The organism is Acinetobacter bereziniae LMG 1003 = CIP 70.12, assembly GCF_000368925.1.
GTDB classification, from domain to species: Bacteria; Pseudomonadota; Gammaproteobacteria; order Pseudomonadales; family Moraxellaceae; genus Acinetobacter; species Acinetobacter bereziniae.
Genome location: NZ_KB849755.1, coordinates 231,114 through 254,420, shown reverse-complemented (window position 1 = coordinate 254,420; position 23,307 = coordinate 231,114). Strand labels below are relative to the sequence as shown.

19 protein-coding genes are annotated in these 23,307 nt (G+C 36.6%); 12 read left to right on the top strand and 7 right to left on the bottom strand.

The window, feature by feature from the left end; genetic code table 11:
• Window positions 1-140: 140 nt before the first annotated feature.
• On the bottom strand, window positions 141-626 hold the full coding sequence (locus tag F938_RS03090) for an Lrp/AsnC family transcriptional regulator (RefSeq protein WP_004831033.1): 486 nt from the start codon (window positions 624-626) through the stop codon (window positions 141-143).
• A 461-nt stretch (window positions 627-1,087) separates the two neighbouring features.
• Here F938_RS03090 and F938_RS03085 point away from each other — a divergent pair, with 461 nt between their 5' ends.
• The 4 genes from F938_RS03085 to F938_RS03070 all read left to right on the top strand — a co-directional run bounded on the left by F938_RS03085 (window position 1,088) and on the right by F938_RS03070 (window position 5,887).
• A complete protein-coding gene (locus tag F938_RS03085) occupies window positions 1,088-2,071 on the top strand; it encodes an ion transporter (protein WP_005029315.1) in 984 nt (327 codons plus the stop codon).
• 74 nt (window positions 2,072-2,145) lie between these two features.
• Window positions 2,146-3,177: a hypothetical protein gene (locus tag F938_RS03080; RefSeq protein ID WP_005029312.1), complete on the top strand. Its 1,032-nt coding sequence runs from the start codon at window positions 2,146-2,148 to the stop codon at window positions 3,175-3,177.
• A gap of 535 nt (window positions 3,178-3,712) precedes the next feature.
• The gene (locus F938_RS03075; RefSeq protein ID WP_227561080.1) at window positions 3,713-4,399 is read left to right on the top strand and encodes a tetratricopeptide repeat protein; all 687 of its coding nucleotides are present in this window, start codon (window positions 3,713-3,715) and stop codon (window positions 4,397-4,399) included.
• A gap of 468 nt (window positions 4,400-4,867) precedes the next feature.
• Window positions 4,868-5,887, top strand: a complete 1,020-nt coding sequence (locus F938_RS03070; RefSeq protein ID WP_005029310.1) for a sensor domain-containing diguanylate cyclase — start codon at window positions 4,868-4,870, stop codon at window positions 5,885-5,887.
• Between the two features lie 34 nt (window positions 5,888-5,921).
• On the opposite strand, the gene F938_RS03065 is transcribed toward F938_RS03070, so the two are convergent.
• From F938_RS03065 to F938_RS03055, 3 genes are all read right to left on the bottom strand, one after another.
• Window positions 5,922-6,830 (bottom strand): alpha/beta hydrolase, encoded by a 909-nt coding sequence (locus F938_RS03065; RefSeq protein WP_005029308.1) that lies wholly within the window; start codon window positions 6,828-6,830, stop codon window positions 5,922-5,924.
• Window positions 6,831-7,310: 480 nt separating this feature from the next.
• Complete coding sequence (locus F938_RS03060) at window positions 7,311-7,769, bottom strand: DUF441 domain-containing protein (RefSeq protein WP_004831027.1); 459 nt, start codon at window positions 7,767-7,769, stop codon at window positions 7,311-7,313.
• Window positions 7,770-7,878: 109 nt separating this feature from the next.
• Entirely contained in the window at window positions 7,879-8,337 is a 459-nt protein-coding gene (locus F938_RS03055) for an RrF2 family transcriptional regulator (protein WP_005029304.1), read from the bottom strand.
• A 103-nt stretch (window positions 8,338-8,440) separates the two neighbouring features.
• Between F938_RS03055 and F938_RS03050 the strand changes: the two genes are divergently transcribed.
• Both F938_RS03050 and F938_RS03045 read left to right on the top strand, forming a co-directional pair.
• The gene (locus F938_RS03050) at window positions 8,441-9,349 is read left to right on the top strand and encodes an NAD(P)/FAD-dependent oxidoreductase (RefSeq protein WP_005029302.1); all 909 of its coding nucleotides are present in this window, start codon (window positions 8,441-8,443) and stop codon (window positions 9,347-9,349) included.
• A 104-nt stretch (window positions 9,350-9,453) separates the two neighbouring features.
• The gene (locus F938_RS03045; protein ID WP_005029299.1) at window positions 9,454-10,176 is read left to right on the top strand and encodes a pseudouridine synthase; all 723 of its coding nucleotides are present in this window, start codon (window positions 9,454-9,456) and stop codon (window positions 10,174-10,176) included.
• Window positions 10,177-10,601: 425 nt separating this feature from the next.
• Here the strand turns inward: F938_RS03045 and F938_RS03040 are convergent, their stop codons facing one another.
• The 3 genes from F938_RS03040 to F938_RS03030 form a co-directional block, all read right to left on the bottom strand.
• Window positions 10,602-11,045, bottom strand: a complete 444-nt coding sequence (locus F938_RS03040) for a GNAT family N-acetyltransferase (protein WP_004831023.1) — start codon at window positions 11,043-11,045, stop codon at window positions 10,602-10,604.
• Window positions 11,046-11,141: 96 nt separating this feature from the next.
• Window positions 11,142-11,453 carry a type II toxin-antitoxin system RelB/DinJ family antitoxin gene (locus F938_RS03035; RefSeq protein WP_004831022.1) on the bottom strand — a complete coding sequence of 104 codons (312 nt, stop codon included), beginning with the start codon at window positions 11,451-11,453 and terminating at the stop codon, window positions 11,142-11,144.
• A gap of 107 nt (window positions 11,454-11,560) precedes the next feature.
• Window positions 11,561-12,478 (bottom strand): pseudouridine synthase, encoded by a 918-nt coding sequence (locus F938_RS03030; protein WP_005029296.1) that lies wholly within the window; start codon window positions 12,476-12,478, stop codon window positions 11,561-11,563.
• 144 nt (window positions 12,479-12,622) lie between these two features.
• Here F938_RS03030 and tsaE point away from each other — a divergent pair, with 144 nt between their 5' ends.
• The 6 genes from tsaE to F938_RS24435 form a co-directional block, all read left to right on the top strand.
• On the top strand, window positions 12,623-13,087 hold the full coding sequence (gene tsaE, locus F938_RS03025; protein WP_005029294.1) for a tRNA (adenosine(37)-N6)-threonylcarbamoyltransferase complex ATPase subunit type 1 TsaE: 465 nt from the start codon (window positions 12,623-12,625) through the stop codon (window positions 13,085-13,087).
• A 64-nt stretch (window positions 13,088-13,151) separates the two neighbouring features.
• Window positions 13,152-15,188 carry a DNA mismatch repair endonuclease MutL gene (gene mutL / locus F938_RS03020; RefSeq protein ID WP_005029292.1) on the top strand — a complete coding sequence of 679 codons (2,037 nt, stop codon included), beginning with the start codon at window positions 13,152-13,154 and terminating at the stop codon, window positions 15,186-15,188.
• Window positions 15,189-15,194: 6 nt separating this feature from the next.
• Window positions 15,195-16,139 (top strand): tRNA (adenosine(37)-N6)-dimethylallyltransferase MiaA, encoded by a 945-nt coding sequence (miaA, locus tag F938_RS03015; RefSeq protein WP_004831018.1) that lies wholly within the window; start codon window positions 15,195-15,197, stop codon window positions 16,137-16,139.
• 92 nt (window positions 16,140-16,231) lie between these two features.
• Entirely contained in the window at window positions 16,232-16,744 is a 513-nt protein-coding gene (gene hfq, locus F938_RS03010; protein WP_005029289.1) for an RNA chaperone Hfq, read from the top strand.
• A gap of 561 nt (window positions 16,745-17,305) precedes the next feature.
• Window positions 17,306-22,522 (top strand): type VI secretion system tip protein TssI/VgrG, encoded by a 5,217-nt coding sequence (gene tssI, locus F938_RS24930; protein ID WP_005029286.1) that lies wholly within the window; start codon window positions 17,306-17,308, stop codon window positions 22,520-22,522.
• Window positions 22,522-23,307: DUF7738 domain-containing protein (locus F938_RS24435; protein WP_005029284.1), on the top strand; the 786-nt coding region annotated here is incomplete at its 3' end. The genes tssI and F938_RS24435, both read left to right, overlap by 1 nt.

Genomic DNA, 23,307 nt, shown 5'->3' with positions numbered 1-23,307 from the left:
ATTTATACGAAAAATGCTTAGACTAAAGTATTATTTTTTGTAGGTGTTAGTGTTTTTATTCATTAAAATAGTGTGAAAAATAAGCGAACAAAGAAGAGTTTTTGATCGCTCATTTTTTTAAACTCTTCTTTAAAATTTCGCTATTCAATCAGCATCAGGTCTGCTTTATTTTCTAATTTTAATGGACGTAAAGCAAAAATAGATCGAGTATGACGAATGCCTTTCATTGAGTATAAGTTTTTACGTAAAAAACGTTCGTAATGTTCGGCATTCTTGACCGCGACTTTAACCAAATAATCATAATCTCCTGTCACCAAATGTGCTTCAACCACTTCTGGCATTTGACTGAGCGCATCACTAAATTGTTCTAAAATTTCATCATCATGACGTTCTAAGGTGATTTCGATAAAAAAGAGTTCGTTAATCCCAATTGCCTTGGCATTGATTGTCGCAGTATAGCCTTCAATCACATTTAAAGACTCAAGACGTTTAACACGAGTCCAACATGGAGAAGAGGAAAGTCCAACAAGTTCTGAAAGTTGAGCGATAGTTAAACGCCCATCTTGACGAAGTGCCGATAAAATTTTGCGATCAATTCGGTCTAAGGTGTATTGGCTATCATTCATAAGCTGTACCACAGAAAATATTTTCGAAAAAATAAAGATATTTGAAAAATCATTCCGAAAAAATTAGAGATTTATATAAAATACGGAAAACATTCTATTCAACATAGCGCTAAAATAAACTTATTAAATCAGAGACATTTGGGAGACTGGCTTTGATTTGGCGGATAGTATCTTTAGAGGAAGGGTGCCTTTAACGATACTGTCCGCTGCTTATTTGTCAGCTTAAAAAAGACTTTATAGACTTCTCAAAGATTATATATTTATGTCGCTATATTGAATCTAGTGCGTCAATTCGTGTGATTATATAATAAAAATTTATGAAATAATGAAAATATATTTATGTCTTTAATAAAGCTTTTTTGCTGAGTTCAAGCTGTAAATTTGTAAAGCTCAGGGCATGATGATGTGCAATTCAGCCAATCCGTATTAAAATGAGTCATCTTTAAAATAAAGAACAATTGATGCGCTTCACAGCTTGGTACACCCTCAGAAAATTTGTTTATGACAATCTACACAATGATGATTATGAAACATGGTTTAGTCGTGCGATCAATTTTTCGCTCATTTTTCTGATTATTGGAAATGTGATTGCTGTACTTTTAGAGTCCATTAACGATGTGTATAAAGCGTACCAACTTTATTTTGATACTTTTGAAGATATATCCATAGTGGTTTTCACGGTTGAATATGTTTTACGTTTTTGGAGTATTGCCGAAAAAGAACCTTTTGAATCTGAATGGAAAGCTCGCTGGAATTACGTAACAAGTGGGGCCGCAATTATTGATTTGCTGGCAATCTTGCCTGCATATATCAATTTCTTTGTACATATCGACTTGAGATTCCTGCGGATTTTACGTTTATTGCGTTTGTTAAAACTCACTCGTTATTTTATTTCACTACAAATTCTGTTGCGTGTAATTGAACGTGAAAAAGGCTCTTTTCAAGCCGTCATTTTTATTTTAGTGATCATGATCGTGATGGCGGCAGCAGGCATCTATGTTGTGGAAGGACGAGCACAGCCAGAAGTATTTAGTTCTATTCCTGCCTCAATGTGGTGGGCAGTCGTAACATTAACAACAGTGGGTTATGGTGATGTCACACCTATTACGCCACTGGGACGTTTTTTGGGCGCAATGATCACGATTCTTGGCGTTGGTTTAGCGGCTTTACCAGCAGGTATTTTGGCAAATGGTTTAGCCAATGAACTTGAGTTAAGAAAACAGCAATTAGAATTAAAATTCAGAGATTTATTGCAAAGTTGTGAGATTGATATTATCCATGATGAAGAAAAAATAGACAATATTCGCCGAGAAGTTGGTCTATCTATTGATCAAACCCGTGACATTGTTTTACAACTCATTCGTGAAAGAAAAGAAGAAGAGGCGGAAAGAGAAAAGAATAAATACTGTTTTTGCCCACATTGCGGTCATAAGTTACCAGAGTAATATTGAGTCAAGCTGTTGTAAAATATGATTTATATCGGTAAGATTTTTATACTTGATTCTTATTAATTTTACCAATGATTAAAAAAATTTTATTAGCTGTACTTGCTGTGGTCCATTTTAATAGTTCTGTTTATGCAGATGTAACTGAACAAGATTATAAAAAACTTGGAAAAATGACCATTATTCGTGGTGATACTTATAGTGAAGCATTAGCTATTAAAGAAGAAATAATGTTGTTGCTTGCGAAAAAAGACTTTAAAGCGCTTGATCGTCTTATTTCCAAAGAATTAAAGTCGGAAGCAATTTTTTTAAATGGTAAGAATAGACATACCATATATTTAGAGAAACTTGCTGAAATAACAGAAAGATATAGAACACGGGATGAGTCAGTTTGGGAACAACAACAGCAACTTGCTGATGAGTGGTTAAAGGCAACGCCTAAATCACCTTTACCATATCTGTTTCAAGCCTATCTATTGGGTGCGAAATCATGGGTCTATAGAGGTGGAAATTATATCCATGAAGTCTCTCAAGATGACCTTGAAATTTTTATAAAATTACAAATGCAACGAATCTCTTTTTTACAAGAACATAAAGACATTGCCTCCAAAGATCCTTTTTATTATGTTGCTTTATTAAAATCATACCAAAATTTTGATGCAGCCAAAGAGGCTTATGCAACATATAAAGAAGGTATTGCAAAATTTCCTTCATATCGTCCGATTTATAATACCTATATCGCGATTAATGATCAGAAATGGCTCGGCGGCTATCCTGGAATGATTAATGAGGTGATCGGTGACATCCAGCGTTTAAATTCTGGTCCAAATCAGGATATGTATTATTATCTGATCGTTTTTACGGCTATTGATCGAGGAAACCCATTTGACCTAGAGCGTAACAGCATTGACTGGGATCGAGTTGAACGTGGTTCAATACTTGCCTTAGAACGTTATCCTTCATTTAGCCGAATCACTCAGGTTGCTGGGCTAATGTGCTCTTTTAAGGGCAATCGAGCGCGTATAAACCGCTTATACAGTGCATTTGGAATTGAACAAATACCTGAATCCTTAAAGAATACAATGGTGAACAGCTGTCCTGAGTAATAGGATTCAAGCTTATTCATTGACGATATGACGCTTCAACCTCTGGAGCTGTAGAAGTAAAATCAAATAATGGTATGTAGTAAACATAAAATAGTTTGATAGACACTTAACAACCTTACATTGCACTATTTCAACCAGAAACATAAAGCGACCAACATAACGAAATACAATGCAAATTTTTGATTCAAAGATTGTTTTTAACTTGTTTTATTGAATTGATAAGTGTCGACTTTGAGGGACTTTTTTATAACATGATCAGAGACAGTTCATATTGAAGTTCATTGCGGCGATATCTATCGTTGTGCTTTTAGTATGAATGTTTGTAAAACTGCACTTTGGGAAAAAGACAATTCATAGTATTTGAATATCGCTTATTTTTGTTTAACATATTTTACTCTTATATAGAGATGCGTTTGTACGAGTGGAAATAAGAAAATTTATATATATTTCAATTTTAAAACTGATGTTATTGAGCAATGTTGTATATTCAGCTGATCTTGAAATCAATGTGACAGAGATACAACAGAAAGCGGCATTGAACCAAAAACAAGCACTTTTTGATTTGGGATATTTAACGCAGACTGGTCAAGGTGTTGAACAGGACCTACCAAAGGCAATAGAACTATATAAAAAGGCTTCAGCCTTGGGTCATCGTTCGGCGAATCATAATTTAGGTTTAATTTATTTTTATGGAAAAGGTGTCAAACAAGATTATCTTGAATCCGCAAAATGGTTCAAAATTGCTGCCGAAAGAGATGTTACTGACGCTCAAAGAAATCTACTCAAGTTGTATTATCGTCATCTTATTCCGCGCGATGAAAAATATATCGAGCAGTTACTCAAGCAACTTGCCAATAAGGGAAATGATGAAGATATTTATGCATTAGCGCAATATTATTATTTCGAACGAGAAGATATTGCTTCTGCAGAACCTTATTATTTAATACTCGCAGAAAAAGGAAATACAAAGGTTTTCAATCGGCTGGGTTCTATTTACTTCAAAGGTGATGGTGATAAGCGCAATTATGCAGAAGCTTATAAATGGTTTAAAAAAAGTGCAGAGAATGGTGATAGAGATGGACAATATTTAACTGGCATGATGCTTATGGGGAATTTCGGAATTTCCGAAGATAAACAGACAGCAATTTACTGGCTTAAAGCGGCAGCAAAGCAAGGTCAAACTAAAGCCTCAGAATATCTCGATTTAATGTACAAGCAATAGCTCAATGCTTTGGATGATAAGGTATCCTCTTGCTCAATCATTTTGTTCATTATTCTTTATTCTTTGAATATTTAAAACTTATTTCATCTTAAAAGAAATTTGACGGTTTATCCTGAATGATCTGGCACAGATTGAGTATTTATTGGTGTTTTTGATTAAAAAGTATTCAGATAATATTAAGGAAATCACATTATTTTAAATTATACGTTGATATAACGGATGATTGCTAATCAAACGCTGACACAGCTCAATAATACAGGTTAAATTGAGTATTTCATCATGAATTTAGTGAGCACAGTAATATACTTTAAATATGAATCATCATAAGATGTGTTTCAAAGTTTTAATGCATCTTCATTGTATTTCGTTCATATTTTACAGTTAATCAAAAATGAAAAATATGATTGATGAAGTATTGCGATCACTGTGTATTTCTTCTTGTATTGTATAACTCGTCTAGGATGATGTATGTCTAAAACGAAACAACCAACAGCCAAGCAATTGCTTTCAGTCATTCAAACACAGACGGCAATTGCTAAATTGGGTTTAGACATCAATGCAGTAATGACATTGGTGGCTGAACAAGTTCAACTGATTACTCAAGCCAAAGGGGCAATTGTAGAACTCGCTGAGCATGGGGATATGGTTTACCGTGCTGTATCGAATGGTGCAACTGCATTTCTGGGTCTACGTTTAAAAATGGATTCTAGCCTTTCTGGGTTGTGTATAGCTCAAAATCGCACACTTTATTGTAAAGACAGCGAAGTAGATGAGCGTGTTGATCGAGAGGCATGTAGACGAGTTGGTTTACGTTCAATGGCTGTCGTTCCATTGATTCATTCTGATGAACCGATAGGTGTTTTAAAAATCTATTCAGAACGTGTAAATGCATTTAAAGACGCCGATATCAATTTATTGACACTGATGTCGGAGTTGATTGCCGCGGCAATGTATCATGCTTCGAAATTTGGTGCGCAAGAATTATATAAATTAGCAACGCAAGATACTTTAACTGGGTTGGCTAATCGTGCTTTGTTTCTGGACTGTTTAAGACAAGGGGTAGAAAAAGCAAAACGTACTCAAAAACTTTTGGGAATATTGATGATTGATATGGATGGATTAAAGCCAATCAATGATCAATATGGTCATCGTTTAGGTGATGAAGCGTTAAAGGAAATAGGGAAGCGTATTGTAAGTATTACTCGGCAAGATGATTTAGTGGCACGTTTAGGTGGTGATGAATTTGCGGTAATCTTAAGTAGCTTAGGTGATCAAGATTTAGCAAAGAAAGTGATGAATCGTATTGTAGAGGCATGTGGACTACCGTTTGTATTTGAAAATGTTAGACTGAATATGGGAGCAAGCGTCGGATTGGCGTTTTTTCCTGAAGATGCATTGGAACTGAATAAGTTGATCGAGTTCGCTGATCTTAAAATGTACGAACATAAACGTGCCCGTAAAGTGATCAATTTGAATGTCAAAATGTAAATCCCTATTTTAATCTCTGAGGGTTTTCATGAGACTATTGATAGTGACTACTCAAAATATCTTTATAGGCTTGGGAATGATGTAACCAAGGTAAATGACCAGAATTTACAACATTAAAGACAGTTGCTGTCGGGTAACGATCAATTACAAAATGTTTGCTGTTGGTGTATATGTCCTGATCGCCATATAGGATGGTAATTTTAAAATCAGCTTGAGTTAAACCTTTGAGCAGTGGGTATTTGATAATTTCAGCTCTGGTTTTATTGATGGGTTTTGCTTTTAATAAGGAAAAATCTTCGGTCTGTTCAATATTTTCTGTGGAGATAAATTCTGCATGATAGTTTTTCATGACTTGTCTAAAGAGGTTTTGATAAGCTTTATCAAAACCAAGCATTCCTAAAAAACTATTTATTCCCATTTTTGTCCATTGCCAAGAACTGACCTTGGATTTATTGAATTGCATCACTTCGTTTTCAGTTTGCTGCCACTGTGTGTTTGTTCCAGATCCCGGGTTACATAAGAACAGACTGAGTAAATGATCGGGATATTTTTCTGTATAGACTTGAGCGTAAAGTCCACCCCAAGAATGTCCCCATAAGTGAAACTTATCAATTTTATAAAATTTACGTACCGTTTCAATATCATTGATATATGCCTCTAATGAGTAATCTCCGCTTATACACGGGGATTTTTTTGTACCTCTTTGATGAAATACAATGATTTGAAACTGGTGCTTAAAAGATTCTACAACTTCTGTAAGGTCACTTGGAAAACCCGGTCCGCCATGCAATAAGATAATGCTTTCTTTTCCAAGTAGGGGATAGATACGGCTAAATAAAGTATCACCACGATAATCAAGGATACTTGATTCTAAATACTTGTGTATTTTTACAATTTGGGTATTTGAAGGTTGTTCTAAGGTTTCTTTTGTAATTTTTGTCATGTTCAATACAGCCCCGTCTTGAGTTTGGATTACTTAAAATTTTTTAAGGTAAAAGAATTTCTTTGTTTAAGAATAATTTTTCCGCTCTAAATAGGTTTAGATAGAGAGATCGATAATTTCTTTAATATTACCGAATAAAATGCATGATTTGGTGGAAGAAAATTCAACGATTAGGATGAATTTTTGTACTGTTGATAATGTGTGATATTTGATTATGTTATTAATTTTATTTGATATTTTTATTGTTTTTTGCAGTTTGTCGGATTTTAATTTTATGATTTATCCAAGTAAAATCAGAGGGTCATTATTTTATTAATGAAGTAAAAGTTAAAACTTGACCAATTGAACATGCTTTGTAGCAAAAAATCAGTTCTATTGATTACTCTACATTACACTGTTACCCATCAGCATGATTTTTCATCTATATCTGGCAATGATGGGATGTGCTTAAACTTTTCAGAATTTTTTGTTTGAAGATTTTTAAGATTTACCAATCAATAACGATAAGATGCCAGCTGCAATCAGTGGACCCACAGGAACACCTCTCAGTAATGCTACTCCAGCTACTGTACCGATCAATAAACCTGCTACGACATTGGGTTGGCTGGTCATTAAGGAAACTCCGCGACCACCTAACCATGCGACCAATAGTCCAATTGCAATTGCAGTCAGAGATTTCCAGTGCATAAATGATTTTAGGATGACATCGCCTGGAATTTTTCCACTGGCAATCGGGGTAAGAACACCAATTGTTAAAATGATAATTCCGACCTCCAGACCGTGAGTTTGTAATAAAGGAAAAAACTCACTTAATGGCGTGATTCGAAAGACAATTAATACGCCAGCAGCGATAGTCACTGCTGTATTGTGACTGAAAATACCACAAGCCAATAAAACAAGAAGCACGATTAAATTTAGATCTAGACTAGAAAGGCTCATTAATATTCATCATTTACAATTCATTCCAGCGGCGCATTATACTAAAAACAACGCAGGTAGGGCGTGAAGAGATCTATTTATTCGTATTAAAATTCTCAACAGAAGCAAATCAGTGCGCTGAAATATTGAAAGGTTTATTATCCAATAAGTTCCATTCGCGCTCAAAATCTTGCGCAAGTTTTGCTAAATTTGTAGATTTAAGTTGCTGTATTAAAATGTTTTGTGCTTCTAGCATTGCTTGATTTAAAGCAGTGTTTACCACACGTTCAACAAGACAGTTGGGCGTTTCTTGCTCATTCCCCATGGCAAAAATGGTGGGTTCACCTACAGCCTGATAAATATCATATAACGAAATTTCATTTAAATTTTGGATTAATGTCCAACCACCGCCGGGTCCTTTATCGGCATGTACAAATCCCGCTTTTTTTAAACCCGACATAGTACGTCTAACCACGACAGGATTGGTGTCGAGCATTACTGCAATCTGTTCTGATGTGAATGGTTTTTTTTCACGTGCCATATGTAATAGCACATGCAACATCCGGGAAAGTTTACTGTCTTTGCGCATGATATGCACACTCCTTAATTTGGTATTAATTGTAACATCAAAAGTTGCAATTTTAAAAATAAAGCAATATAGTAATTTCAAAAGTTACATATAGGGGTTTAAAATGAAATATGACGTGATGATCATTGGTGGAAGTTTTGCAGGTTTATCTGCGGCTTTACCTTTAGTAAGAGCTAGAAAAAAAGTATTGGTGGTAGATGCAGGTTTACGTAGAAATCGGTTTGCGGCGCATTCACATAATTTTCTGACCCAAGATGGACAGGAGCCTTCTGCAATCATTGTGGAAGCAAAGCAACAGTTAGAAAAATATTCAAGCATTACTTGGTTGAATGCATCTGTTATCGACGTACAGGCAATGAATGATCATTATGAGGTTTTTACAGAAGATGAAAATAATAAGCGCGACCTGATTCAAGCTGAAAAATTGATTATTGCAGCAGGTGTGAAAGATGATTTACCTGAAATAGAAGGCTTGACTGAGCGTTGGGGAAAGAGTGTATTCCATTGTCCATACTGTGACGGCTATGAATTAAATCTTGGTCAACTCGGGATGTTATATTCTGGTTCGCATTCTCTTCATATGGCTTTAATGCTACCTGATTGGGGCAAAACAACATTATTCCTCAATGCTGCAGTTTCAATTGATACAATCGAGCCTGCAATTTTGGAGCAATTAAATCAACGCCATGTGAAGTTAGATACTCGTAAAATCGCCAAGATCGAAAATCACTGTGATTTGAAATTTGAAAATGGTGACCAGACTCAATTGGATGGATTATTTGTCTCTACTTTTATGAGAATTAATTCACCTTGGATTAGAAAACTAGGTTTGGATATAGACCGTAATGAATATAGTGAAGCAATCTTAACCAATGCTACAAAGCAGACCAATTTAAAAAACATTTACGCATGTGGGGACATCACACGTTCAGGTGGTTCTGTTGCATTCTCTGTTGCTGATGGTGCAATGGCTGGGGTAGCAGCGCATAAATCATTTGTATTTGGTGGCTAGTGTCTATGCATGATGAAGTGATCATGCTGATAAAATACGATTCTCGATTGGGTTTCGATTCACGATACTCTAAACTGTGTCGTGAATTTTTAAGGTATTGATTTATGTTTTTGGAAAAAATGTTGCAATCACAAGGTTTTGGTTCTAGAAAGCATTGCCAGCAATTAATCAAGAATGGTGCAATTCAAATTCAAAACGAGGTTATTACTGATCCAAAGTTTAAACTTGATTTAGATCATTTAGAATTTTCGGTGTATCAGCAAACATTTCAATATCGAGAAAAAGTTTATATCGCTTTAAATAAACCGCAGAATTATGAATGTTCACATCAATCTACTCATCATTTCAGTGTTTTTGATCTGTTTGATGATGTATTGATGAATCGTGGTCTACAAAGTGTAGGGCGCTTAGATCAGGATACCACAGGTTTATTACTATTCACTGATGATGGTCAGTTTTTACAAGCCTTGACGCATCCTAAAAAGCATGTGCCTAAAGTTTATCAAATACAAACTGTTGATCCGATCACGGATGAGCAAATTCAACAACTTGAACAAGGCGTTGAACTGCGTAATGAAAAAGGGCTTTTTGCAGCAACAGATGTACAACGTCTTGCTGAACATGCGTTAAAAATAACTGTACATCAAGGTGTTTATCATCAAGTGAAACGAATGCTTGCTGCGGTAGGCAACAAAGTTGAGCGTTTACATCGTGCCCAAGTAGGACAATTGGTACTGAATGATTTGCCTGAAGGAGAATGGCTATATCTAAATGAAGCCCAAGTGGTGGCTGCAAAAAATAAATCAGATGATTTATCTGAAGTTTAATCATAGTTAGCAAAGTCTGAGGCTTCACTGATGATTAGTTTTAGATTGACTATGGTCAAACCGCCTGATTATTCATACAAGTGACTGGATTTTAATCATGCATACCTAATGAATTTTTTGATTTTTATACAATTTACTAGAAGATTTGGTGATTCATTTATTTTGTACTTTTGAATCATCAATATTCTGTGTATCGTGAGGCGACATGGAGGTCGCCATGTTGAGTGGGATATATGAGCATAAACAAAGTACTGCTTTATTTACAGTATAAGCGTACAGTATTGCCTAAACAAATCTATTTAAACTTTTGATATATAAACTGTGGCAATGAAAGCTTTATTGCACTTCATCTGACAATCTAACAGCATTAATAATCCAAAATTCACCTTTTAGTGTTAAAACTAAAACGCCTGCAAGAAATAGAATTACTTCAAGAAACAATGATAGGTTTGAAACTCGTTATCTTTGACAAAACCCATTTGTTCATACAATTGATGGGAATGGTAATTGTTTTTTTGTGTTTCTAAACTAATACGCTGTGCATCTTCATGTCTTGCAAATAGAATGGCTGTATCAATCAGCTGTTTGGCAGAACCTTGTCTGCGATAAACCGGAGTGACATATACATCATCTAAAATATAGTATTTAGAACAGGATACAGATGTAAAACCCTGATAAAGTAGAACAAAACCTGTAAAAACATCATCTTTTACATGAATAAAGATAACACTTTCCTTATTCTCAAAACGTTGTTTAAGAAAATCAAGAGATTGTTTAAGATTGGAAGATGCACCATAAAATTGGCGATATTCATCAAATAAAACAGCAAGTTGATCTAAATCTTCTTTGGTCGCGCGTCTCACGATCATTTATATACTCCTTGCAATGATTTTTTATCTTTGCAAAAGAGCATAACTAAAAAATAGAAAATTAAAGTAAATGAATTGTTTAAAATTGCGACACTGTTAATTTTTGTCACTTTCGCCCAAGATCGCATTTAACTCTGCAAACAAATCTTCGTCATCATCACTTAAGTCAACAGCAGTACTTGTTTGTCCATTCTGTTGTTCTTGCTTGAGTTTTCTTAATTTTAATATCTGGTCCATATTGATATTTTGGTTTTCAATTGCAAATGGAATAGATTTGGTGATTACGACTTGTTTAAAAAAAAGTCGAACTGCTTGAGCAGGGGTGATGCCTAATTGTTTAAAAACGGCAAAAGCAAGTTTTTTTTCTTGTGAATCAAGGCGTACTTGATAAACTTCGGTTTTTCTCATGAATGTTAACCAAACAAAATTTAAGTTTGAATGCCTATTTTAATCAAAGCTTTCGGAATTTCAATCTCTAATCATCAAAAAGTCCTATATTTGTCATTACGTCAACATTACAGTGTCAATTCATAGGCAGAACAAAAACATAACGCTTGCATTGTAATCGGATCAATAAACTCAATTTTCTGGGCTAAAAGTTGTAAAGGTTGTGAGAAATCATGAGGATCTTTATGCACTACAGTTGGATAAAATGAATCATTTTTGATGGGCAAATTCAGCCAATTGAGATGTACACGTAGTTGGTGCTGCTTTCCTGTAATCGGTTTTAATAAATATTTAGCCCATACCTGATCATGTTCAATAAGATGAATTTCAGTTTGTGAGTTGGTTATGCCTTCGGTCACTTTCATGGTATAGAAAGGTTCACCTTTCTCCATTCTTAATGCAACCTGATATGGGAAGCTGAGGTTTGGGTTATAAGCGGCAATGGCATGGTAGGTCTTTTTTACCTGACGATCAGCAAACATTTGCTGGTAAATACCACGAGTTTGTGGACGCTTGGAGAATAACACGACTCCAGCTGTTTCACGGTCTAAACGATGTATAGGTGTCAAGTCTGCATTATTAGTGGTTTTTTTTAAGCGAACTAAAAGGGTTTCTTGAATATATTGTCCTGAGGGGCTAATGGTTAGAAAGTGGGGTTTATCAACCACCAGTAGATCATCATTTTCATAAAGAATTTTTTCCTGAAATGGCACCTGAACTTCGTGGTTGAGAAAACGATAATAATAAATATGAGTATGTTCGATATAAGGATGCTCTATACTGAGGGTTTGACCTTGCATATCCAAAATTAAATGATCATCAAAACGCTGCCTCCATTCATTGGCAGTAATATGTGGAAAGTACTCACACAAAAATATAAATAGACTTTGCGGGGATTTTTCTAATTGAGGTAAATATACTTTAGATGCTGTTACACCATCCCTCATTGGTGGTTGAAAGTCAGAAAGAGAAGTATATTGTTTCATGGTGATACTGGATGTCATTAAGATTGCAATTGCTATTTAAGTCAGCTTGAACAGGTCAAAACATGATTTCTCAACAATGCAACATAGGTTTTAAAGTCGTGCAATGCTATCATATTGTCTGGTTTGAATCATGTTGTGAGCGTTATGCAGTATTCCTCTAAATTAAGTCTAAGCAATGAACAAGACACTCAAAAGTTAGCAAAAAAACTGGCGCAACATATTGCAAAAGGCGTAATTTATCTCATCGGTGATCTTGGCGCGGGTAAAACAACATTAACGCGCTATTGGTTGCAAAGCTTAGGGCATCAAGGTGCAGTTAAAAGTCCAACCTATACATTGGTGGAGCCTTATAGCATTCAAGCTAAGGATGTATTTCATTTTGACTTGTATCGTTTAAATGATCCTTATGAATTAGAATTGATGGGAATACGTGATTATTTAGACCAAACAGATGCATTATTCTTATTTGAGTGGCCTTCGAAAGGCGGAGATGAAATTCCAAAAGCTGATCATGTCATTACGATCTTAAAAGGGGCAGATGAAACTGTGCGTGAAGTAAGTATAGAAAGTACATCTTCTCAGTTGGTTCAAGAATTAATGCGCTTTTAATCAGTTAAATTCTAACTATAAAAAATTTTCGTTTTTAGATTCATTTAATGATCAGGTGAATTGAATGCAACATGAAGATATCAGTTTAAGACGTATCCAAACTTTAAATCCAGCATTGGCGAACCAAATTGCAGCAGGTGAGGTAATCGAACGCCCATCTTCTGTGGTTAAAGAGTTAGTTGAAAACTCAATTGATGCCGGTGCGACTGAATTGATTGTTCGTGTTGCTAATGGGGGGAGTACGCTCATTGAAATTATTGACAATGGGCGAGGCATTCATCCTGAGGATTTGGCGCTTTCCGTAACACGACACGCAACCAGTAAAATTCAGTCTGCTGAAGATTTACACGCAATAGTAAGTTTAGGTTTTCGTGGCGAGGCGCTGGCATCGATTGCTGCTGTTTCTCGGTTAACCTTAACCAGCAGCCAAGATGATTCAGGTGTTGGCTATCAGCTTGAAGTAAATGGTACGGCGTTTGATCATCAGGATATACAGGCAGTTGCAGCGCAACAAGGCACACATATTCGTATTCAGGATTTATTTTTTAATGTACCGGCACGCCGTAAATTCTTAAAAAAGCCAGGAACTGAATTTGGACATATCGAAGAAATTGTCCGCCGTATGGCATTGACTCATTTTGATATACGTTTTGTGTTGGAACATAACGATAATATTCGTTTGAATTTACCTATTGCCGACAGTGGCGAGTTACGATTCCAACGTGTACAGCAATTATTGGGGCGTCAATTTACTGAAAATGCTTATTGGATTGATGCTGATAGTATTAGTATGCGTTTATCAGGTTGGTTGGGACATCCATCAGATGCTCGTGCCCAAGCGGATTTGCAATATGTTTATGTGAATGGACGCATTGTTAAAGATAAAACCATTTCACACGCGTTACGCATGGCATACGATGGTATTCTCCACGGACATCAACATGCTGCATATTTGCTTTTTTTAGAAGTTGACCCTGAAAATATCGATGTCAATGTTCATCCTACTAAACATGAAATTCGTTTTTTAAATCAGCGTGAAGTGCACGAGTTTGTACGCCATTTTGCTAAAGAAACCCTGTCAAAATTTCAAACAGCGACAGCAGAATTAGCTTCGGCAATGAAACAAGAGGAATCTCAACAAAATCATTTGCAACAACCTCAACCGCGTTATCAAGAGCAGTTTCAACTTCATCGTGATCGCTCAGTATCAGAGAATGTCAATCAACAGCAGGAGTATGAAAATAGCCTAAGCAATTCAGATTCTCGGATTTTGCAAAATGATGGTTTAACAGATTTTAGTCATACACAACCGCAAACTGTACATTATGCTGCGAATCAGCCACAACAGCAGTATCATGGGTCACAGCAACTCAATAATGCCTTAAAGAGCTATTTGGCACCGCTCCGTGAAAATAGTGATATTGCCGAATTGGATCAACCACTCACAGATCAAGCCTCTTATGATCAGTCTGTACAGCAAATTGTCAATAAGTCTAATCAACCCCAGGTTGATGAATATCCTTTAGGTATTGCTATTGCACAATTGCACGGTATTTATATTCTTGCGCAAAATACTGAAGGATTGATTATTGTGGATATGCATGCTGCGCATGAACGTATTCTTTTACAACAGATGAAATCTGCATGGGACAAACCTGAGTTTTGGACTTCTCAACAATTGCTTATTCCTAAAGTGATCTCAATTACACGTATGCAAGCTACACGCGTAGATGATTTAAAACCTCAACTTGGGCGTTTAGGTTTGGAAATAGATCAGTATGGGGATGATCAGGTCATTGTCCGTGGCGTACCTGCAATTTTACATAAAGCTGACTTTGGTGCTTTAGTTCCTGAATTGCTGAATGATCTTGACCCGAACGATGAAGCACAAGCACTTCAACAAAAGCGAGATCAAATTTTGGCAGGTATGGCTTGTCATGGTGCAGTGAGAGCACACCGCATGCTAAGCCTGTCAGAAATGAATGCTTTATTGCGTCAGATGGAACAAACAGAATTTGCCAGCCAATGTAATCATGGTCGACCAACATGGCGTGCATTTCCACTTTCACAACTGGATAAATTATTTGCTCGAGGAGAGTAGTTTTACATGTCGAATCAATTGCCCGTCATCAATTTAATGGGACCAACTGCAAGTGGAAAAACCGCTTTGGCATGTGAATTATATGAACAGGGGAATTATGAGTTAATTTCTGTGGATTCTGCACTGGTTTATCAAGAGATGGATATTGGAACAGCTAAGCCAACAAAAGCGGAACAGGAGCGTTATCCGCATCATTTAATTGATATTATTACACCATTAGAAGTTTATTCTGCGGCAGAGTTTGTTGAAGATGCAAGTCGTTTGATTGATGATATTCATGCAAAAGGGAAAACACCCATCTTGGTGGGCGGAACAATGCTTTACTTCAAGGCATTGCTTGAAGGTCTTTCCAGTAACCTGCCGAGTGCTGATTATGAGATTCGTGCTGCGATTGAGTTAAAAGGCGAAACTGAGGGCTGGCAGGCAGTCTATGATGAATTAAAATCAGTAGATACGCTGGCAGGTGAAAAGTTTAAGGTCAGTGATAAACAACGAATTATTCGTGCTTTAGAAGTTTACAAAATCACAGGTCGTCCAATTACACAATTACAGGCAGAACAGCCTAAAAAGCAACCTTATCGTTACAATTTTCATAATTATGCTTTAGTCCCTGACAGAGTAGAATTACATAAACGGATCGAGTTACGATTGGAAAAAATGTGGGAAATCGGTTTTTTGAATGAAGTCGAATACCTTATGAAAAAATACGATCTCGATGAAAATTTACCCTCAGCACGCTCGGTTGGTTACCGTCAAGCGATAGATTTTTTAAAAAACAGTGATTTGAGTCAAGAAAAAATGCAAGAAATGAAGGATAAAGCGCTATTTGCGACACGACAATTAGCCAAACGTCAATACACTTGGTTACGTTCTTTGCAAGAATTACACTCTTTTCAAACTTATTTCACGATAAAGCAAGCTCAAGAAGACTTGCGAAACTTATACGGATAAAGCAAAATTTAACAACTGCCTTTTTTATAAATTTTAATTGAAAAATAAAGGCAGTTTTTGCGCTGATTTTAAATTTTTTTTTGGAGTATAAAATGTCTAAAGGTCAAACTTTACAAGATCCGTTCTTAAATTCTCTCCGTAAAGAACGTATTCCGGTTTCTATCTTTCTTGTAAACGGTATCAAATTACAAGGTCACATTGAATCTTTTGACCAGTATGTTGTTTTGTTGAAAAACACTGTAAGCCAAATGGTTTATAAGCATGCGATTTCTACTGTTGTACCTGCACGTAATCCACGTCCTGCTGGTGCTCCTGCTGGTGCTCAAGGCGCTGCTGGTGGCTTCGGTGGTCAAGCTGGTGGCTTCGGTGGTCAAGCTGGTGGTTTCGGTAGCCAAGGTGGCTTCGGTGGTCAAGGTGGCTTCGGTGGTCAAGGTGGCTTTGGCGGTCAAGGTGGCTTCGGTGGTCAAGGTGGCTTCGGTGGTCAACAAGGTGGCTTCGGTGGTCAAGGTGGCTTCGGCGGTCAAGGTGGCTTCGGTGGTCAAGGTTCTGACTTTGGCGGCGAAGGTAAGTTTGAAGATTCACAAGAAGATGAAAACAATCGTTAATTTCTAAATGTAGAAATTGATTGTAAAAAAGAGACTGTTTTAACAGTCTCTTGATGCTTTAAAAAAACCGCAATATGATTGAATATTAATCATTTTGCGGTTTTTTATTTAGCGATTACTATTAGGGGCTGTAAATTAAATTTTGGCTCATGATTGTACTAAAATGTAGATTTTAATAATCATTTCATCATAATAAATTTAGAAATAGTTAAATATTCTGATCCTTAATAGCCTATGAACTTTATATTTTTTATATAAAGTATTAGAAGATTTTGGTCATTTATTTATTTGCACTTTTAAATGATTGATCATCTTTTTTATCGTGAGGCGGCATGAAAGTCATCATGTTGAGCGAAGATATCTGAGTAAAAATAAAGCGTTGCTTTGTTTGCTGTGAAAGAATGCAGTTTAATTACTTTCAAGTGTACTATTCTTATAAACTTATAAAAAAAACTGAAACAAAAGGTGATATAGAAAATTATTTAGATAAAATTAAATATGGACAAAATATAATCTTTTTTGTAGAGTGTTTTTTAATTTAGAACAACTACACAATAACTCATGTTTAATAATATTTATTTTGCTTTGGAAAAATTGGGTCTTACTGCTCAAAAGCGTGCTATCCATGTGTCTTTTTCAAATACTGATCTTAATCAACTGGTATTTTTACAACGTGTTGATGGGATACATGCCATCAATGATGGGATGAACTTACAACTGATTTGTCTATCCACGCTGAACGATATTGCATTAAAACGCTTTATTGGCTGTCGTGTAGCCATTGATGTGGTCAATGATTGCTCCGAAATCAATCGTATTTCAGGAATTGTCACCAAAGCTGAGGTGGGCGCCTCAGATGGTGCTTTGACGATTTATCGCCTCACGGTTGAAGATCCAACCGCATTATGGAAACAGCGTAGAAACTCGCGCGTATTTATGAACATGTCTGCTTTACAGGTAGTCGAAGTTATATTTAATGAATGGCGAGACAGATCTCCACTGTTTGCTTCAAGTTTGACTTTGGATAAAAGCGGTCTAACTAAAGATTACGATATTCGACCATTCATTATGCAGAATAATGAGCGAGATATAGACCTTATTCAAAGGCTTCTAGCATCGGAAGGTGTGACCAGTTTAATTGATGAAGCACAGCTTAAAGTGTCTCATTTTAATGAACCCATCCAGCCTCAAAAGCTTCGATTGATTGATGACAATACTCAATATAAAAGTTTAGAACGACGCACGATCCGCTTTCATCGAAGTTCGGCTGTAGAGACTCGCGATTCGATTATCAATTTTACAGGACAACGTTCACTTCAACCGACATCGGTACATATTCAACGATGGCAAGCTGATATTCTTGAAACCGAAGAAGGTGCAGGCAATGTACAAAGCAAACATCAGCACAGTGACCAGTACGATAACGCCAGTCTAGGCTTAGAACAAGTATGGCATTTTAGCCCTGCATGGACTCAAGATTTAAATGGAGAAGATGGCGCAACGCCATCAAGCAACAGTCAGATCGAACGCTTTAACCAAAACCTTAGCAACTACTACGATGCCCAAGCCAAACAATTCACCGCAATATCGACGGTACGAGATGCGCAGGTGGGTTATCACTTTGAGCTTGACCAACATCCAAGTCTAGAGCTAAAAGATGTTGCCGATCGGCAATTTCTGATCATCTCCAAAACCTTTTATCACCAAAATAATTTACCCAAAGACTTGAGCCATCAAGTCGAAGCACTCATCCGACAAAGCCAATGGCAACTCGCCCATCTCACCACAAACAATAACGAAGAACGCCAAGCCAATCAGTTGGTGCTACAACGACGTAATATTACGGTTGTTCCTGAGTATAATCCCTTAACCCAAAGACCCGCAGCCCATCCAATGCGAGCGAGAGTGGTTGGTCCAAGTGGAGAAGAAATCCATGTCGATGAATGGGGACGCATCAAGGTTCGCTTCCTGTTTACACGCAATGAAGACCACAGCCATGATGGTGGTGCAGGCTCGAATGACAATGATACCGACTCAGCTTGGGTTGATGTACTCACGCCGTGGGCAGGTGAAGGCTATGGAGCACGCTTCTTACCGAGGATTGGAGAGTTGGTCGTGGTTGACTTCTTTGCGGGGGATATTGACAGACCTTTTGTGGTGGGGCGTATTCATGAAGGATACCGTTATCCAACCAAGTTTGATGATAAAGGCAAGTTGCCCGATACCAAGAAGTTGGCAGGGATTAAAAGTCTAGAATACCAAGGCAGCGGCTATAACCAACTGAGATTTGACGATACCACCAACCAGATCAGTAGTCAGTTACACAGCAGTCATGGAACAACTCAACTCAATCTTGGCAACCTCAGTCACCCAAAAGAGACAGATAGCAGCGAAGGTCGAGGAGAAGGCTTTGAGCTAAGAACGGATCAATGGGGTGCGGTACGCGCAGGTCAAGGCTTACTGCTGAGTACCCATGCACAAGATGGGGCATCAGGTAATCATCTGGATACAACAGAAGCCAAGCGTCAGTTAGAAAATAGTCTCAACAATACAAAAGCGCTAAGTGAAGTTGCCAAGCATCAACAAACTGATCCTTTGGAAGTTTTAAATAATTTAAAACACTTCCTCAATCAAATAGAAAAAGGTGAAAAAGACAAAGCAGATGCATTTAAACAAGCTTTAATGCTACTGGCTTCACCAAACTCTATCGCAATGTCGACCAATAGTGACCTTCATCTTTCAGCAGATGGGCAAATTAGCCAGAGCGCAGGCAAAAGTATAAATCTGAGTAGCCAAAAGAATCTTATAGCACATGCAAAAAACAAGATCAGTTTATTTGCTGCGCAAGAAGGTGCAAGACTTTATGCTGCAAAAGGCAAGGTTGAAATAAAAGCGCATAGTGATGGTGCAGATTTGATTGCGCGTAAAGGTATTCAAATTATTTCGACTGAAGATACGATTTATATGATCAGTCCTAAAGAAATTGTATTTCGTGCGGATACATCTGAATTAAGACTGAATGGCTCAGGTATTTTTTCGACCACGCCAGGCTTGTTTGAAGTTAAATCTGGACAGCAGAAACTTAGCTCTGGGATGAAAGTGAGTGCTGGATTACCTTTGTTGCCGATCGTAAATTTTGCACCAGATCAGCCATTACCGACGCTAAAAAGTACCTATGCCCATGACCAACTTGTTGTATTGGCAAAGACCTTCTCTCAAGAAAGTTTTGTCAGTTTGGTCACACCGATCTTTGGTTTTGATATTCCAGACAGTTTGTATTTAGCCCTGAAAACCGACTTGGAGAAAGGTCTAATTCAACCGCCTGAACATATAGTGACTGCTAAAAGTATCAACGGTCACGCAGCTGGGTTTAATCATCAAGACAAGAAAATCTATCTTGCTGCTGATACAGTGTTATCTGCGCTAGAAAATGACAGCAATTTGGAAAGACTCTATACAGTGCTTTTACATGAGTATGGGCATTACATCGATGATCATCTACGAATCAGTGGCAACTATTCATTAGGCAATAGCTTTAATCTGTATGTGATTGTCAAAGGCAATGTGTTGGAAGAGATCGCGAAGAATTTTAATACCACTGTTGAAGAATTATGCTCACTTAATCAAATTTCTGACCCTAATCTAATTTATATTGGTGATATTTTAAAAATACCCGTAAAAATAGAAAAACTAGCACCTGATGCACCACGAGATGAAGGTGCGGTTTATGCATATAATTTAGGTCAGTTGACAGAAGGAAAAGACAAAGGTGCAAATACTGAGTTTGAGTTTGCAGAAATAAGCTCTGAAAAGTTTTCAGGAAAGCTGAAAATCACCCCAACATCGGGGAAAAGAGCCGCAAGAATGCATGCTGATTTCGAGTCGCAAATGGATGAAGTGGTAGATGTCCAATATGAATACTTTGGTGCAGGTGAAGGTAAGTTTTCTAAACAAACTAAAATACTGGCAAATAGGGGAACCATAGACCCCAAAACAGGTAAATATATTAAAAAAGATGACAATAAAGGTGTGCGGATTGAACATGGACACCAATCTATTGAAAAAGAAGCCATTGGAGAATTAAACCCAGATAAACCAATTTTTAATAAACAAACAGTCGATGCTATTTATGCAGGAAATTGGTTAAGAGATCATTCCCAACTGGTCTGTGGGGCTGTACTGAATACAAGCATTGATGTTGCGATAGATAATCAAGGTAAAATTACTACCATAAAACCAACACGTAAGTTAATTACCAATATATTGGCAGTCTTGGCGTATGACCATTTTTTTGATCAAAGTGTCGCAGATGATCTGGCTAAATTACCAGAATTAAAGTTAAAAAATAATCGTGCTGTCAATCTACAAAAACATATGCAAAATATGTTAAATAAAGTCAAATATGAGCAATTGAGTGAGAAAAACCAGAGACGGTATAAAGCATTAGCATTAATTTCGTATTCCCCGAAATCTTCTTTACCACATCGTTTATTTCGTGATTTAACAGGAAATGATGGCGAACGAATATTGGGTGTTTATCGTTTTGAAGAACATATCGACAATCCTTTTGGTGCTGATATTTATACCCATCTAGATAAAGAATTCAATCCAAAACCGAATGATAAAACCTTTCAAACCAACAGTGATCAGAAATCTGCACAATTTAATTTAAAAAATTATATCGCTGACAATACCCCAAATAATATGCGTGATTCGGCATTTCCAACAGCATTAGAGTATATGTTGGGACAGTTAGAAGAAAGCATGAAACAAAACAGTAGCTCGGATGTGCCTTTGCGACATTTAGGCAATGCTTTTCATGTCTTGGAAGATTTTTTCTCTCACAGTAATTTTGTAGAGATTGCACTGATTAAGCATGGTTATACTGATGTTAGACACAATGTATTGAGAAAAAATAATTTTAGTCGATATGAGCAAATTCCTTTGGTGACAGGAACTTTTGACTCTTGGGATACCTTTGCCAGTATTGGTGGTACTTTAGCCAAGATGGTTGATCCACTTAAAGAGTGGAGTGAATATAAGGGGATGGTCTCTGGCGAACGTAGTTTTTCTGATTTGATTATTCAAGAATTTATTTTTACCCTTGATGCGGTGTCTAAAGATAAGAATTTAACCAAAATTTGGTTTCGATACTTAGAGTTAAGGGATGAAATTTGTGCTTTATACGAAGCAGGCTATGTTGATTTGCTAAAAAAAGCAGCAAAAACCATCAGTGAGTTTAAAAAGCAAACTGCGCTATTAGAAACACTGTTCACCTCACTGTTTAAATTTTTACTCAAATTTGGTGTGAATAATGTTTTAAAGCACTCACATGACATTGTGAGTGTAAAACAAGGGGTAAATCCAGTGATTCATGGTGATAACCCAAGTCATACACAATTAGGGAAAGACGAAGCAGGAAACCCCTTACACTTACTTGCTGCCAATTTAGCGATTATTGCGGTACGTGATGTTGGGACAAAATGGAATAGTTGGTTAGAAAAACCGACAACGGCAAATAAACAAGCCGTTTTGGACACGGCAAAAAGTTATTTTAGACATCCAAGTCGTTGTAATTGGATGGATGAAAGCGTTAAGCAATGGGCAAGACAAAATAAGGATAAAGTCAATCAGGCTAGTGATGGCATGTTGCAAAAAGGTTGGGATACGACCCGACAGGGTGCGTATAAAGGTGCTAAAGCGGCGCAAGAAAAAATTGATGAAGCAGCAGAATCGGTCCAAAAAGGTTTAGATATGATGAAGGGTGGAAAAAAATAATGCATATATTTCAAAAAAAACTAGCGCTATTTCTGCCCCTTTTACTGTGTATTAGTTGTAGTAATGGTCAGTCTTCGACAAAACAAGACGTTGAAACAGAAGGTTTTATAAAGAAAATAAATCCACAGCATCAGTTTAAGGTCCACGGTTGTGCGATTAATTATAATGGTGCGGATTTATATATGAGTTCAGGCGTTGAGCCATGGCTTAAAGCATTAGGGAAAAATTTTCGTAAAGTTGATGGTGTAGATGGTGTCAATCGAATTAATATTTATATATATGATGATATCGGCGTAAGTTTAATGGAACGCCAAGTAGATAAGAAAATATCAATGTTTGGATTTTACTTACCGAATTCAGCACATTCTATAGATTTAATTGAAACTCCACAAAGTATTGAAAATAGAAAACTTATAGGTGATAAATCACCAAAAAAAAGATTCCAAGATGCAATAAGTATTAACGATATTTTGGTTGGTGCGTATCCCATGCATGATGAAATAAGAAGTTTGTTTCGTGCCAAGACTAGTGTGAGTTATGCGTATACCGCTGATTGCACTGAAGAACAAAAAGATAAAGGTGAATTGTTCTATGTAGACCTAGGTACTTCGTTCAATGAACCAGAAGTGATTGATAATCTATATTTTTATAATTATTTTGACATCATGACTTTGGAACAAAAGAAAAAGCTATACCGTAGAACGGATGAAAATGGACGAGAAATTTGTGATGAATATTTTGACATACCAAAAATGAAAATTGTTCCGAGATATTGTACGCAAGAA

Excerpts from the sequence above, each read along its gene's own strand:
- F938_RS03040 (WP_004831023.1), bottom strand. The coding sequence starts at position 11,045 with ATGATCGTGAGACGCGCGACCAAAGAAGATTTAGATCAACTTGCTGTT.
- F938_RS03030 (WP_005029296.1), bottom strand. The coding sequence starts at position 12,478 with ATGAAACAATATACTTCTCTTTCTGACTTTCAACCACCAATGAGGGAT.
- F938_RS03070 (WP_005029310.1), top strand. The coding sequence starts at position 4,868 with ATGTCTAAAACGAAACAACCAACAGCCAAGCAATTGCTTTCAGTCATT.
- F938_RS03090 (WP_004831033.1), bottom strand. The coding sequence starts at position 626 with ATGAATGATAGCCAATACACCTTAGACCGAATTGATCGCAAAATTTTA.
- hfq (WP_005029289.1), top strand. The coding sequence starts at position 16,232 with ATGTCTAAAGGTCAAACTTTACAAGATCCGTTCTTAAATTCTCTCCGT.
- F938_RS03060 (WP_004831027.1), bottom strand. The coding sequence starts at position 7,769 with ATGAGCCTTTCTAGTCTAGATCTAAATTTAATCGTGCTTCTTGTTTTA.
- F938_RS03080 (WP_005029312.1), top strand. The coding sequence starts at position 2,146 with ATGATTAAAAAAATTTTATTAGCTGTACTTGCTGTGGTCCATTTTAAT.
- F938_RS03055 (WP_005029304.1), bottom strand. The coding sequence starts at position 8,337 with ATGCGCAAAGACAGTAAACTTTCCCGGATGTTGCATGTGCTATTACAT.
- F938_RS03065 (WP_005029308.1), bottom strand. The coding sequence starts at position 6,830 with ATGACAAAAATTACAAAAGAAACCTTAGAACAACCTTCAAATACCCAA.
- F938_RS03085 (WP_005029315.1), top strand. The coding sequence starts at position 1,088 with ATGCGCTTCACAGCTTGGTACACCCTCAGAAAATTTGTTTATGACAAT.
- tssI (WP_005029286.1), top strand. The coding sequence starts at position 17,306 with ATGTTTAATAATATTTATTTTGCTTTGGAAAAATTGGGTCTTACTGCT.
- tsaE (WP_005029294.1), top strand. The coding sequence starts at position 12,623 with ATGCAGTATTCCTCTAAATTAAGTCTAAGCAATGAACAAGACACTCAA.
- F938_RS03050 (WP_005029302.1), top strand. The coding sequence starts at position 8,441 with ATGAAATATGACGTGATGATCATTGGTGGAAGTTTTGCAGGTTTATCT.
- F938_RS03045 (WP_005029299.1), top strand. The coding sequence starts at position 9,454 with ATGTTTTTGGAAAAAATGTTGCAATCACAAGGTTTTGGTTCTAGAAAG.
- miaA (WP_004831018.1), top strand. The coding sequence starts at position 15,195 with ATGTCGAATCAATTGCCCGTCATCAATTTAATGGGACCAACTGCAAGT.
- F938_RS03035 (WP_004831022.1), bottom strand. The coding sequence starts at position 11,453 with ATGAGAAAAACCGAAGTTTATCAAGTACGCCTTGATTCACAAGAAAAA.
- mutL (WP_005029292.1), top strand. The coding sequence starts at position 13,152 with ATGCAACATGAAGATATCAGTTTAAGACGTATCCAAACTTTAAATCCA.